Source organism: Paenirhodobacter enshiensis (genome assembly GCF_000740785.1).
Lineage (GTDB): Bacteria > Pseudomonadota > Alphaproteobacteria > Rhodobacterales > Rhodobacteraceae > Rhodobacter > Rhodobacter enshiensis.
Genome location: NZ_JFZB01000025.1, coordinates 1 through 13,385, shown reverse-complemented (window position 1 = coordinate 13,385; position 13,385 = coordinate 1). Strand labels below are relative to the sequence as shown.

Below are 13,385 nucleotides of genomic sequence, written 5' to 3'. Positions count from 1 at the left end.
TGGAGCTTTCGGTCCGGGGTGCGGGACGGGCCCCGCACGGATCATGTCGGTTGTCCGTTTCCGCCCGTTCCGTGATGGAAGAACGGGCGGAAACGGATGCCGCCGTCCGGACGGGGAGGTTTCCGGGCAGCGGCAGGCCGGAGCCCGGAGAGGGCGCCGGCTTTGGGCAGGGCGTCGCGGACCGGGCCGGTTACTGGCCGACCTTGGCGTTCCACTCGGCAAGCCAGGCGTCGCGGTTGTCGAGCGCCACGGCCGCGGGGATCAGCTTCAGGTTCTTCGCGGTGTCCTCGCCATAGGTGATGTTGTTCGCCACCGCGTCCGAAACCTTGACTTCGGCGTTGGCGGGGCTGTCGATCATCGCCTCGGCGATCTTGGTCTGCACCTCGGTCGAGAGCCAGTAATCCATGAACTGAAGCGCCAGATCCCGGTTCTTGCCGCCCTTGGTCAGCACCATCACGTTCATGCCGCCGGTCTGGCCTTCCTTCGGCGTCGCCCAGCCAAGCGGCAGATCGAGCTTCGCGAACGGCGCCCAGGAGAACCGCCCGATCGGCGCGGCCCAGATCTCTTCTTGCTGCATCAGCTGCACGAGCTGCGAGGACTTCACGTAGAAGGTGACGATGTCGTCCTTCTTGTCGGCGATGGCGGCGATGGGCGCCTTCAGATCCGGCGCGGTCTGGCCGAGCGCGGTGCCCAGCATGAACAGCGCGGGCGGGCCCTGATTGGTGGTGATGTTCGGCCAGGCCACGTGCGAGGCATATTCCGGCTTCAGCAGATCCGCCCAGGAGGTGATCTTCATCTTGTCGGTGCGGTAGACGATGGAGGTCGCGTAGAACGTGTAACCCACGCTCTTGCCGTCGCCGTTCGGATCCTTGGCGATGTCGTAAAGCTTGCCGTAGTTCGACAATTTCGAGGTGTCGATGGTGTCGATCAGCCCGGCGCGGCTTGCCTGAAGGGCGTCGGTCGTCGAGATCACCGCCATGTCGACCACCGGGGCGGCCTTGTTGGCCTCCATCTTGGCCAGACGCTCGACGCTGTTGCCGGTCTCGACGACCAGCTTGCAGCCGCATTTCTCCTCGAAGGGCTTGTAGAGGATCTGGTTATACTCGTCCTGCGCGAAGGCGTAGACCGAGATCGTCAGCGTCTTCTCCTGAGCCTGAGCCGCGCCGCCGACCCCGAGGGTCAGCGCCATGGCCGAGCTGAGCACGGTGTGCCATTTCATGTGGGGAAACCTCCGTTGGAATCGTTCTGGTTCGGACCGGTCCGCGCCGGGACCGGATGGGCAGGCTGCGCGTTGGCGGCATCGGGGCGGGCGGTGCTCTGGCGCGCGATCAGGCGCATCGGCACGCGGTCGGGGCGGCCCGGCAGCGGGCGCACCGGGCCGCGCGGGCCGCTGTCGGTGCCGATGGCGGCGACCAGCGCCTCGACCGCGACGGTCGCGATGGTCGCCATGTCCATCTGGAGCGTGGTCAGCGACGGACGCACCACCGCCGACCAGACCAGATCGTCGAAGCCGGTCACGCTCATCGCCTCGGGCACCGCGATGCCGGCGCCAAGAACCTCGGTCAGGGCGCGCAACGCCGTCAGATCTGAGACCGTCGCGCAGGCGGTGAACCCGCGCCGGGCATAGTCCGCCAGGCCGAGCGCGCAGCCCTTGCCATGCGCGGCCTCGATCTTCTCGACCCAGATCACCTCGCTGTGCACTTCCGCACCGAGGCACGACCGCATCCCTCCGATCCGATCATTCTGCACATTCGAGGCCGGGTTGTTGCCGACGATCAGGATCTTGCGATGCCCGAGGGACAGCAGATGCTCCATCACCAGTTGCCCGCCCTGCCAGTGGTCGGCCGAGACCGTGTTGCCCGGCGTCGAGGGCGAGTCGATCACCGCGACCGGAATGCCGATGTCGGCCACCCGCGTGCCGCGGCGCAGCACGATGGCCACCCCGTCGACGCCGCGTTCCAGAAGCCGGCCAATCACCTGCGTCTGGGTGGCGACGTCATTGCGCGAATCGGCGATGAGAATGCCGTAGCCCGCCGCCGCCGCCGCACTTTCGATGGCCTGGGCGATCTGCGGAAACAACGGGTTGGCGATGTCGGGCAGCACCAGCCCCAGCACCTGCGAGCGCCCCGTGCGCAGCGCGCGCCCCGCCATGCGCGGCACGTAACCCACTTCCGCCGCCACCTCGCGGATACGTCCGGCCAGCTCGGGCGAGACCCGGCCCTTGCCCGCCAGCGCATTCGACACCGAGGCAACCGACACGCCAAGCCGGGTGGCAATCAGACTCATGCTGGGTCGGAAATGGGTCATGCCGGACGGGAGAAAAGTTGATTAAACGTTTAATCTCGATTTAGGCGATCGCTGCCGGCTTGTCGATGGGGTTTCGTCGCCTTATCCGGTCGCCATCCCGGCGAAACCCGCCGCAATCCCCTGCACCCGACCTGCCCGCGGGCCCCGCTCACCGAAAACACGCTTTGTATAATCTTTGTATTTGCCGTTTCGGGCCGAGCGTGTAGGCTGCCCGAATAATCAGATTCGAATCGCAATCGAGCCGATCAACCAAGGGAGATATCCATGAAATTCACCGTCGCTTTCAGCGGCCTGGTTCTTGCTGCCGGCCTCGCGCTGCCCGCCCATGCGGATATGCTCGACGATGTGATCTCGTCGGGCACGCTGCGCTGTGCGGTGGTCCTCGACTTCCCGCCGATGGGGATGCGCGACAAGGACAACAAGCCCGCGGGCTTCGATGTCGACTATTGCAACGACCTCGCAAAGGCGCTCGGCGTGAAGGCCGAGATGGTCGAGACCACCTTCCCCGAGCGTATCCCCGCACTGATGTCGGGCAAGGTCGATGTCGGTGTCGCCTCCACCTCGGACACGCTCGAACGCGCCAAGACCGTCGGCATGTCGGTTCCCTATTACGCCTTTGAAGATGCCGTCGTCGCCAACGAGAAATCGGGCATCAAGACCTGGGAAGACATGAAGGGCAAGACCGTCGGCGCGACCGCCGGCACCTATGAGGCGATCTGGCTCGAGGGCAAGGTCAAGGAATGGGGCACCGGCACCTTCCGCCCGTATCAGTCGCAGGCGGATGTGTTCCTCGCGCTCAGCCAGGGGCAGATCGACGCCACCGTCGCCACCACCGAAGTCGCCAATTCGAACATCAAGTCGGGCAACTTCCCCGGTCTGGTGAACGCCGGCAAGACCCCGATGGTGCCCGATTACGTGTCGCTGTTCACCCGTCGCGACGAATACGGCTTCATCAATTACATGAACCTGTTCATCAACCAGCAGGTCCGCACCGGCCGCTATGCCGAGCTGTATCACAAGTGGATCGGCGACGGCGAGCCGGCCGATCTGACGATCCACGGCGTCTATCGCTGAGCCCCGGACCCGCGGCGCCGCCTGAACGGGCGGCGCCGTTTCCGGGCTGACGCCAGACACGGGGCGATCATGTTTCATTACACATTCCACTGGAACCAGGCGTTCCAGAAGCTGCCGCAGATGCTGGACGGCGCGCTGGTCACGGTCGAGATCGCACTGGCGTCGATGGTGCTCGGCATCGTGTTCGCGGTGCTGCTGACGGGGGCGCGGCTGTCGGGATGGCGCACGCTGTCCGCACTCGCCACCGGCTGGGTCGAGATCGCGCGCAACACCCCGGCACTGTTCCAGATCTACATGGCGCATTTCGGGCTGGGCAGCTTCGGCATCCATCTGAGCCCGTTCACCTCGCTGCTGATCGGCATCACCTTCAACAACGCCGGCTATCTGGCCGAGAACTTCCGCGGCGCGCTGAAGGCGATCCCCGAGACCCAGACCCGCGCCGGGCGCTCGCTCGGGATGACGGGGGTGCAGGCGTTCGGCTGGATCGTGCTGCCGCAGATGCTGCGCATCTCGTTCCTGCCGATGACCAATCAGATGGTCTGGGCGGTTCTGATGACCTCGCTCGGGGTGACGGTGGGGATGAACACCGACCTTTACGGCGTGACCCAGGCGCTGAACGCCATCAGCTTCCGCACCTTCGAGCTGTTCGCCATCGCCGCGGCGATCTTCTACGCGATCACCAAGATCATCACCTTCGGCGCCCGGCTTTTGGCCGCGCGGCTGTTCCGTTACTGAGGGGGCAGACATGTTCAACACATCCCTCGGGATCGACGATCTGATCTTTCTCGCGCAGGGCGCGGGGATGACGATCCTCGTCACCGCCATCGCGGTGGCGATCGGCACGGTGCTCGGCATCGCGTTTGGCATCTTCCGCTATCAGGCGGGGCCGGTTCTCGCGGCGCCGGTGACCTTCGTGCTGGATCTGTTCCGTTCGATCCCGCTGCTGATCCAGCTGGTGCTGGCCAATGCCTTCATCGGCACGGTGCTGCGGCTGAAGATGTCGGGCTTCACCGTCGCCTGTGCGGTGCTGTCGCTTTACACCGCCGCCTATTGCGCCGAGATCGTGCGCGGCGGCATTCAGGCGGTGCCGTCGAACACGCGCCGCGCCGCGCGCTCTCTGGGCATGAGCTGGTTTCAGGACATGACCCATATCGTGCTGCCGCTGGCGACGCGGATCGCGCTGCCGTCATGGATCGGGCTCGCGCTCGGCGTGATGAAGGATTCGGCGCTGGTCTATGTGGTGCAGGTGACGGAGCTGCTGAAATCGACGCAGATCCTCATCACCCGCCTGCAGGAGCCGCTGTTCCTGCTGCTGATCTGCGGCGCGTTCTACTTCATCATCAGCTTCCCCATCGCCCGGTTCGGCGGGTATCTCGAAAAACGGTGGTCCAATGATTGAGATCGAGAAAGTCCGGAAATCCTTCGGCCAGCTCGAGGTGCTGAAAGGCATCGACCTGACGGTGAAGAACGGCGAGGTCGTCACCATCATCGGCGGCTCGGGTTCCGGCAAGTCGACGCTGCTGACCTGCATCAACGGTCTAGAGCCGATCGATTCCGGTTCCATCAAGGTCGACGGCCAGGATGTGCATGACAAGCGCACCAACCTCAACAAGCTGCGCGAGAAGATCGGCATCGTGTTCCAGCAGTGGAACGCCTTCCCGCATCTGACGGTGCTGGAAAACGTCACCCTCGCGCCGCGCAAGGTGCTGAAGATGAGCAAGGCCGAAGCCGAGGAGATCGCCGTGCGCCAGCTGCGTCACGTCGGTCTGGGCGAGAAGCTGTCGACCTATCCCGGCCGGCTGTCGGGGGGCCAGCAACAGCGCATGGCGATCGCCCGCGCGCTGGCGATGTCGCCCGAATACATGCTGTTCGACGAGGTGACCTCGGCGCTCGATCCGCAGCTGGTGGGCGAGGTGCTCGACACGCTGCGGATGCTGGCCTCCGAGGGGATGACCATGATCTGCGTCACCCACGAGATGAAGTTCGCCCGCGAGGTCTCGGACCGGGTGGCGTTCTTCCACAAGGGCGTCATGGCCGAGATCGCCCCCCCCGAAGAGCTGTTCGGCGCCCCGAAGACGGCCGAGCTGCAGCAGTTCCTGGCGGCGACGCATTGACCCCGGCGCCGGGCGAGGGCACTGCGCAGGGGGCGGGGGTCTCGGTGCTGCCCGGCACCGCGGCGGGGCCGGTGATCGCCAGCCCCGAACCGCTGAGCTTCTGGGGCGGCGTCGATCCCGCGACGGCACGGGTGATCGACGTGCACCACCCGTTGCGGGGCCGCTGCCTGAGCGGGGCGGTGCTGGCGATGCCGTCGTCGCGGGGGTCGTGCACCGGCTCGGGGGTGCTTCTCGACATGGTGCTGAACGGGCGCGGCCCGGCGGCACTGGTGTTTTGCGAGGGGGAGGACGTCCTCACCCTCGGTGCGCTGATCGCGGCCGAGATGTTCGGCCAGCGGCTGGCGGTGGTGCGGCTGACGCCCGATGTCTTCGCCCGGCTGAGCGCCGCCCCCGAGGCCCGCATCACGCCGGACGAAATCGCCTTCGGGTCCGAAGTCTGGCCGCTGCACAGACCCGACAGCCTCCCGCTCTGGCTGAGCGACGCCGACCGCGCGATGCACGACGGGGCGCAGGGTGCGGCGACGGCGCAGGCGATGCGCATCGTCTGCGCGATGGCGCGCCAGCAGGGCGCGCGCCGGCTGATCGACGTCACTCAGGGCCATGTCGACGGCTGCATCTATGCCAGCCCCGCAAATCTGACCTTCGCCGAGACGATGGCCGGCCTCGGCGCCCGGGTGCGGGTGCCGACGACGATGAACGCGATCTCGGTCGACCGGCGCAACTGGCAGGCACAGGGCGTGGCGCCCGATTTCTGCGGCCCGGCGGCGCGGCTCGCGGATGCGTATGTTCGCATGGGCTGCCAGCCCAGTTTCACCTGCGCGCCCTATCTTCTCGACACCGCACCGGCCGAGGGCGAGGCCATCGCCTGGGCGGAATCGAATGCGGTGATCTATGCCAACAGCGTTCTGGGGGCGCGCACGGCGAAGCACCCGGATTTCCTCGATCTGTGCATCGCGATCACCGGGCGCGCCCCGCTGTCGGGGGTCTACCTCGACGAGAACCGCGACGCGACGCGGATCGTGACGGTCGAGGCCCCCGAAACGGTGGACGACGCGTTCTGGCCGCTGGTGGGCTATCTCGCGGGCAAGGCGGCGCCCGACCGCATCCCGCTGCTGCGCGGGCTGGCGCATCTGTCGCCCTCGCGCGACGATCTGAAAGCGCTGTGCGCGGCGTTCGGCACCACCTCGGCCGCGCCGATGCTGCATGTCGAGGGCGTCACCCCCGAGGCCCAGCTTCTGTCGCCCGCCGCCGATACCGCGGTCCTCGACCGCGCGGCGATGCGGGCCGGCTGGCACAGCCTGAACGCCGAAACAGAGACCGTCGATCTGATCGCCATCGGCAGCCCGCACGCCGCGCTCGCCGAGTGCCGGGCGCTGGCGCGGGCGCTCGACGGGCGGCGCGTCGCGGTGTCGACCATCGTCACCGCCGGGCGTGCGGTGATCGCCCAGGCTCAGGCCGAGGGCACGCTCGGCGCACTGGAACGTTCGGGCGTGCAGGTGCTGCCCGATCTGTGCTGGTGCTCGATCTCGGAGCCGCTGTTCCCGCCCGGGGCGCGCGCGCTGATGACCAATTCCGGCAAATATGCCCATTACGGCCCCGGCCTGTCCGGGCGCGCGGTGCGCTTCGGCCCGATCGCCGCCTGCGCCGAGGCCGCGCTGAGCGGCCGCGCGCCACACCGCCTGCCGGACTGGCTGACGGCGGAGCGGACAACACAGCAATAGCCGAGCCGGCTGGATCAACGCCCGGCATCCCCCTATGGTCGCCCGAAAGCGACCCACCCGGCCGACCGACGAAACCGCGCGCACCCCCCCCCTCGCGCGCATCGCGCAAAGGAAACACGCGACCATGGCGAAGCGCAGCGACACCCCCGCGGAGGAAACCCAGCCCGAGCGCAAGCGCGGCTCCGGTGCCCAGCATGTCTACGAGGTGTTGCGCCGCGATATCCTGAACCTGACCCTGCCGCCGGGCAGCCTGATCGACGAGGTGCAGCTGTCCGAGCGGCTGAACATGTCGCGCACCCCGATCCGCGAGGCGCTGGTGCGGCTGGCGAGCGAGGGGCTGGTCAGCACGCTGCCGAACCGCTCGACCGTGGTGTCGAACATCGACTTTCTGAACCTGCACACCTTCTTCGACGCGCTGACGCTGATGTATCGCGTCACTACCCGGCTGGCGGCGGAAAACCACACCGAAGCCGACATGGCGAAGATCCGGGCCTGTCAGGCGGCGTTCTCGCACGCCGTCGACACCCAGGACGCGCAGGAGATGATCTCGACCAACCGCGACTTCCACGCCGCCATCGCCGAGGCCGGCCGCAACCCCTATTTCACCGGCCTGTTCTGCCGGCTGCTGGACGAGGGGCGGCGCCTGCTGCGGCTGTATTACCTGTCGTTCGACGACCGGCTGCCGCATCGCTACGTGGTCGAACATGACGAGATGATCGCCGCCATCGAGGCACGCGATGTCGCGCTGTGCGACCGGCTCGGGCGCACCCATGCCGACCAGATCGTCGCCCAGATCCAGCAGATGATCGCCCGCGACCGGCGCCACGACATCCCCCTCTGAACGCGCGAAACGAGGGGTCGCGAAACCGGCATCGGGCGGCGCGGAATTTTTGTCGACAACTAAAATACAAGTGATATTAAATCAGCAGACACAAGATTCGAACGGCCCCCCACGCGGCCCTTCCCAACAGGAGAACATCATGGATTCGACGATCTTCACCGGCTGCATCCCGGCGCTGATGACCCCGTGCAAGGCCGACCGCACCCCCGATTTCGACGCTCTCGTCAGCAAGGCACGCGAACTGGTCGCGGCGGGCATGTCGGCGGTGGTCTACTGCGGCTCGATGGGCGACTGGCCGCTGCTGACCGATGCCGAGCGGATGCAGGGCGTCGAGGCGCTGGTGAACGCCGGGATCAAGGTGATCGTCGGCACCGGCGCGATCAACACGAAATCCGCCGTGGCGCTGGCCGCCCATGCGCAGAAGGTCGGCGCGAAGGGTCTGATGGTGATCCCGCGGGTTCTGTCGCGCGGTCCCGTGATCGCGGCGCAGAAGGCGCATTTCGAGGCCATCCTCGCCGCCGCGCCGGACCTTCCGGCGGTGATCTACAACAGCCCCTATTACGGCTTCGCCACCCGCGCCGATCTGTTCTTCGCGCTGCGCGCGAAGCATCCGAACCTGATCGGCTTCAAGGAATTCGGCGGCGCCGACGACATGACCTACGCGGCGCAGGCGATCACCTCGCGCGATGACGAGGTGTCGCTGATGATCGGCGTCGACACCTGCGTGTTCCACGGCTTCGTCAACTGCGGCGCGGCCGGCGCGATCACCGGCATCGGCAACGTCCTGCCGGCCGAGGTGCTGCATCTGTGCGCCCTGTGCGAGGCCGCCGCGAAGGGCGATGTCGACGCCCGCGTGCGCGCGCAGGAACTGGAAGCCGCGCTCGCGGTGCTGTCGGCGGTCGATGCCGGTCCGGATCTTGTCTTGTATTTCAAATACATGATGGTTCTGAAGGGCGATGCCGAATACACGCTGCACTTCAACGAGACCGACGTTCTCAGCGACAGCCAGAAGGGCTTCATCGCCAAGCAGCTGGCGCTGTTCGACACCTGGTATGCCAGCTGGAGCAAGCTGCCGGGCGCCGTTCAGGCCTGCAAGCGCTGATCGCGGCCACCGGGGGAGACAGACCATGCTGAACGGACAACACCTGATCGCGGGAACCTGGGTCGGTGCCGGGGACAGCTTTCTGTCCTCCCCCGCCACCGGCCCGGCGCAGCGCTTCGCCGAGGGCACGCCCGCGCTGATCGCTGAGGCCTGCGAGGCGGCCGAGGACGCCTTCTGGAGCTATGCCGACACCGCGCGCAGCACCCGCGCCACCTTCCTGCGCACCATCGCCGAAGAGATCGAGGCCCGGGGCCCCGCCCTGACCGAAATCGCGCATGACGAATCCGGCCTGCCGGTGGCCCGCCTCGAAGGCGAGCGCGGCCGCACCACGGCTCAGTTGCGCCTGTTCGCCGACGAGATCGAGGCGGGCGATTACCTCGACCGCCGCACCGATCCGGCGCTGCCCGACCGCAAGCCCCTGCCCCGCCCGGAACTGCGGCTGATCCAGCGTCCCATCGGCCCGGTCGCGGTATTCGGCGCGTCGAACTTCCCGCTCGCCTTCTCGGTGGCGGGGGGCGATACGGCCTCGGCGCTGGCGGCGGGCTGCCCGGTCGTCGTCAAGGGCCACCCCGCCCATCCCGGCACCGGCGAGATCGTCGCCGACGCGATCCGCGCCGCGGTGGTGCGTTGCGGCCTGCATCCCGGGGTGTTCTCGATGGTGCAGGGCAGCACGACGGCCATCGGCGCGGCGCTGGTCACCCATCCGCTGATCCGCGCCGTCGGCTTCACCGGCAGCCTCGCCGGCGGCCGGGCGCTGTTCGATCTGTGCATGAAACGCCCCGAGCCGATCCCGTTCTTCGGCGAGCTCGGCTCCGTCAACCCGATGTTCCTGCTGCCCGGCGCGCTCGCCGGTGACGGGGCGCAGACGCTCGGTTCCGGCTGGGCGGCCTCGCTCACCGCCGGGGCGGGGCAGTTCTGCACCAATCCCGGCATCGCCGTCGTGCCCGAGGGCGATGCGGGCGATGCCTTCGTCGCCGCCTCCGTGGCCGCGCTGGCCGGGGTCGGGCCGCAGGTCATGCTGACCGACGGCATAGCCGCCGCCTGCCGCGCCGGCATCGACCGGCTGGCCCACAGCAACGCCGCGCGCACCCTGATGGCGCCGCAGACCGCCGGGCGCAACGCGCTGCCCGCGCTGTTCGAAACCGACTGCGCCGGCTTCCTCGCCGATGCGACGCTTGGCCACGAGGTGTTCGGCCCCGTCGGTCTCGTCGTGCGGGTGCGCGACGAGGCGGAAATGCTGAATCTCGCGCGCGGGCTGGAAGGTCAGCTGACCGCCACGATGCACATGACGCAGGCAGATACCGCGCAGGCCGGCCAGCTGCGCCGGATTCTGGAGCGCAAGGCCGGTCGCGTGCTGGTCAACGGCTTCCCGACGGGGGTAGAAGTGGCCTCGGCCATGGTTCACGGCGGGCCCTATCCGGCCTCGACGAATTTCGGGGCGACCTCGGTGGGGACGATGGCGATCCGTCGTTTCCTGCGCCCGGTCTGCTACCAGAACATGCCGGCCGCCATTCTGCCAGAGGATCTGCAATGAGCGATGTTGTCACCACCGATGTGCTTGTGATCGGGGCCGGGGTCATCGGACTTTCGGCCGCGCTCGCGGCCCAGGAACGCGGGTTTTCGGTGACGGTGGTCGACCGCGAGGGGCCGGCCGCCGGCGCCTCGGCGGGCAATGCCGGCGCCTTCGCTTTCACCGACATCTTCCCCCTCGCCTCGCCGAAGATCTTCCTGAAGGCGCCGAAATGGCTGCTCGATCCGCTCGGACCGCTGAGCCTGCCGCCGGCCTATGCGGTGCAGATGCTGCCATGGCTGATGCGCTTCGTGCGCGCCTGCGCGCCCGACCGGGTAGCGGCCTCGGCGAAGGCGCAGACCGCGATGATGGATCTGTCGAAAGCGGAACTCGAGGGCTTCCTGTCCAGCACCGGCACGCTCGGGATGCTGCGCAAGGATGGCAACCTCGAGGTCTACGAGGGCGAGGCGCAGTTCCGCGCAAGCCTTCCGGGCTGGGAGGCCCGCGCCCGCCACGGCATCGAGTTCACCCATATGAGCGCGGCCGAGATGGAAGCGGTGCAGCCCGGCATCGCGCCGCGCTTCACCCACGGCACCTTCACCCCCGGATGGTATTCCATCGCCGATCCGAAGCTTTACACTCTCGCGCTGGCCGAGCGGTTCCGCGCGCAGGGCGGCCAGCTGCTCACCGCCGAGATCGGCGCCCTGAAACCGACCGAAACCGGGGTCGAGGCGATCGCCGCCGACCGGGTGCTGCTGCGCGCCTCGAAGGTCGTTCTGGCGGCGGGGGCGTTCTCGCACCGCATCGCGCGCAGTCTGGGCGAGAAGATCCCGCTTCAGACCGAACGGGGCTACAACACCACGCTGCCCGCGGATGCCTTCGATCTGCGCTGTCAGGTGACCTTCGGCGGCCATGGCTTCGTGGTGTCGCGGCTTTCCACCGGGGTGCGCGTCGGCGGTGCGGTCGAACTCGGCGGGCTGGAGCTGAAACCGAACTTCAAACGCTCCGAGGCGATGCTGACAAAGGCCGCGGCCTTCCTGCCGGGGCTGAAGACCGGAGGCGGCGTGCAGTGGATGGGGTTCCGTCCGTCGCTGCCCGACAGCCTGCCCGCACTCGGGTTCGCCAAGGCGAGCCGGCGGGTGGTCTATGCTTTCGGGCACGGCCACCTCGGGCTGACGCAATCGGCGGGCACCGCACGGGTGGTGGCAGATCTGCTCAGCGGTGCGACGCCGCCCATCGACCTTTCCCCGTTCTCGCCGCAGCGCTTCTGAACCGCGCTTCCGAGCCCCGATCCCTTCCCTGTTCTGAGCGGGCCGACGCCCGCGGAGGTATATCCGATGTCCGTTCACACCTTCACCTGCATTGACGGCCACACCTGCGGCAATCCGGTGCGTCTGGTCGCCGGCGGCGGCCCGCTGCTCGCCGGCGCGACGATGCTGGAAAAGCGCGCCCATTTCCTGCGCGAATTCGACTGGATCCGCACCGGCCTGATGTTCGAGCCGCGCGGCCATGACATGATGTCGGGCACCATCCTTTACCCGCCGACCCGGCCCGACTGTCAGGTTGCCGTGCTGTTCATCGAGACCTCGGGTTGCCTGCCGATGTGCGGTCACGGCACCATCGGCACCATCACCATGGGCATCGAGAACGGGCTGATCACGCCGCGCGAACCGGGCAAGCTGTCGATCGAGGTGCCGGCCGGCAAGGTCGATATCGAATACCGTCAGGAGGGCCGCTTCGTCGAGGAAGTGCGTCTGACCAACGTGCCGGCCTATCTGGCGGCCGAGGGGCTGACCGCCGAGGTCGAGGGGATGGGCGAGATCGTCTTCGATGTCGCCTATGGCGGCAATTTCTATGCCATCGTCGAGGAGCAGAAGAATTATCGCGACATGGCCGATTACACCGCGGCCGAGCTGATCGAATACGGCAACCGGCTGCGCGACGCCATCGCGGCGAAATACGAGTTCGTCCACCCGCTCTACCCCGAGATCAACGGCGTCCACCACATCCAGTGGACCGGCAAGCCGACGCAGCCGGGCGCGCACGGGCGCAACGCGGTTCTGTATGGCGACAAGGCCATCGACCGCAGCCCCTGCGGCACCGGCACCTCGGCCCGGATCGCGCAGCGTGCGGCCAAGGGGCTGCTCTCGGTGGGCGAAGAGTTCTGGCACGAATCGATCATCGGCTCGGTGTTCAAGGGCCGGGTCGAGGCGGCGGTGACGGTGGGCGATTTCGCCGGCGTCATCCCCTCGGTCGCCGGATGGGCGCGCCAGACCGGGTTCAACACCATCATGATCGACGACCGCGACCCCTTCGCCCATGGCTTCGTGGTGAAGTGATCCGGGCCGGGGGTTATCCCACGGTTTGATGGTGCGTGAGCTCCTCCCCGGAAATCGGACCGTGACGGAAACTGCGATCTGACGTTTTCCTGGTCTCCGGGGACAAGGAGATCAGGAATGCGGAGCTGTATCGACCCAGCGGAAAGAGCTGGCTGCGGAAATCTGAACAGCCGGGATAAGTGGATTTTCTGCGCAACAGCGGCATGATGCTGCGAGCGAGGAGAAGACTATGGCAAGACGACCGCGCCGGAACCACAGCCCGGCATTCAAGGCGAAAGTGGCGGTGGCTGCGATCAAGGGCGAGAAGACGCTGATCGAGCTGGCGCAGGATTTCGACGTTCATCCGAACCAGATCAAGCAGTGGCGGGACCAGTTGC

Annotated in this window: 13 protein-coding genes; 11 read left to right on the top strand and 2 right to left on the bottom strand. The window is 67.5% G+C overall.

Annotated features, from left to right (window positions below):
* Positions 1-190: 190 nt before the first annotated feature.
* Together CG50_RS11720 and CG50_RS11715 are read right to left on the bottom strand one after the other, a co-directional pair.
* Complete coding sequence (locus CG50_RS11720) at positions 191-1,219, bottom strand: ABC transporter substrate-binding protein (RefSeq protein WP_036638566.1); 1,029 nt, start codon at positions 1,217-1,219, stop codon at positions 191-193.
* Positions 1,216-2,286 carry a LacI family DNA-binding transcriptional regulator gene (locus CG50_RS11715; protein WP_036638563.1) on the bottom strand — a complete coding sequence of 357 codons (1,071 nt, stop codon included), beginning with the start codon at positions 2,284-2,286 and terminating at the stop codon, positions 1,216-1,218. The genes CG50_RS11720 and CG50_RS11715 overlap by 4 nt, the downstream gene beginning before the upstream one ends.
* A 285-nt stretch (positions 2,287-2,571) precedes the next feature.
* Here CG50_RS11715 and CG50_RS11710 point away from each other — a divergent pair, with 285 nt between their 5' ends.
* The 11 genes from CG50_RS11710 to CG50_RS11660 form a co-directional block, all read left to right on the top strand.
* Positions 2,572-3,381, top strand: a complete 810-nt coding sequence (locus CG50_RS11710) for an ABC transporter substrate-binding protein (RefSeq protein ID WP_036638560.1) — start codon at positions 2,572-2,574, stop codon at positions 3,379-3,381.
* Positions 3,382-3,450: 69 nt separating this feature from the next.
* Positions 3,451-4,116: an amino acid ABC transporter permease gene (locus tag CG50_RS11705; RefSeq protein ID WP_036638558.1), complete on the top strand. Its 666-nt coding sequence runs from the start codon at positions 3,451-3,453 to the stop codon at positions 4,114-4,116.
* 10 nt (positions 4,117-4,126) lie between these two features.
* A complete protein-coding gene (locus CG50_RS11700; RefSeq protein WP_036638556.1) occupies positions 4,127-4,780 on the top strand; it encodes an amino acid ABC transporter permease in 654 nt (217 codons plus the stop codon).
* Positions 4,773-5,495: an amino acid ABC transporter ATP-binding protein gene (locus CG50_RS11695; protein WP_036638554.1), complete on the top strand. Its 723-nt coding sequence runs from the start codon at positions 4,773-4,775 to the stop codon at positions 5,493-5,495. Before CG50_RS11700 ends, CG50_RS11695 begins: the two co-directional genes overlap by 8 nt.
* The gene (lhpI, locus tag CG50_RS11690) at positions 5,492-7,216 is read left to right on the top strand and encodes a cis-3-hydroxy-L-proline dehydratase (RefSeq protein ID WP_051909939.1); all 1,725 of its coding nucleotides are present in this window, start codon (positions 5,492-5,494) and stop codon (positions 7,214-7,216) included. Before CG50_RS11695 ends, lhpI begins: the two co-directional genes overlap by 4 nt.
* A gap of 124 nt (positions 7,217-7,340) precedes the next feature.
* The gene (locus tag CG50_RS11685; protein ID WP_036638552.1) at positions 7,341-8,057 is read left to right on the top strand and encodes a GntR family transcriptional regulator; all 717 of its coding nucleotides are present in this window, start codon (positions 7,341-7,343) and stop codon (positions 8,055-8,057) included.
* 139 nt (positions 8,058-8,196) lie between these two features.
* Complete coding sequence (locus CG50_RS11680; RefSeq protein WP_036638541.1) at positions 8,197-9,159, top strand: dihydrodipicolinate synthase family protein; 963 nt, start codon at positions 8,197-8,199, stop codon at positions 9,157-9,159.
* 25 nt (positions 9,160-9,184) lie between these two features.
* Complete coding sequence (locus CG50_RS11675; protein ID WP_036638538.1) at positions 9,185-10,693, top strand: aldehyde dehydrogenase (NADP(+)); 1,509 nt, start codon at positions 9,185-9,187, stop codon at positions 10,691-10,693.
* Positions 10,690-11,940: an NAD(P)/FAD-dependent oxidoreductase gene (locus tag CG50_RS11670; RefSeq protein ID WP_036638533.1), complete on the top strand. Its 1,251-nt coding sequence runs from the start codon at positions 10,690-10,692 to the stop codon at positions 11,938-11,940. Before CG50_RS11675 ends, CG50_RS11670 begins: the two co-directional genes overlap by 4 nt.
* Before the next feature lie 66 nt (positions 11,941-12,006).
* The gene (locus CG50_RS11665) at positions 12,007-13,008 is read left to right on the top strand and encodes a 4-hydroxyproline epimerase (RefSeq protein WP_036638531.1); all 1,002 of its coding nucleotides are present in this window, start codon (positions 12,007-12,009) and stop codon (positions 13,006-13,008) included.
* A gap of 229 nt (positions 13,009-13,237) precedes the next feature.
* The coding region (locus CG50_RS11660; protein ID WP_036638525.1) for a transposase at positions 13,238-13,385 on the top strand (148 nt) is incomplete at its 3' end.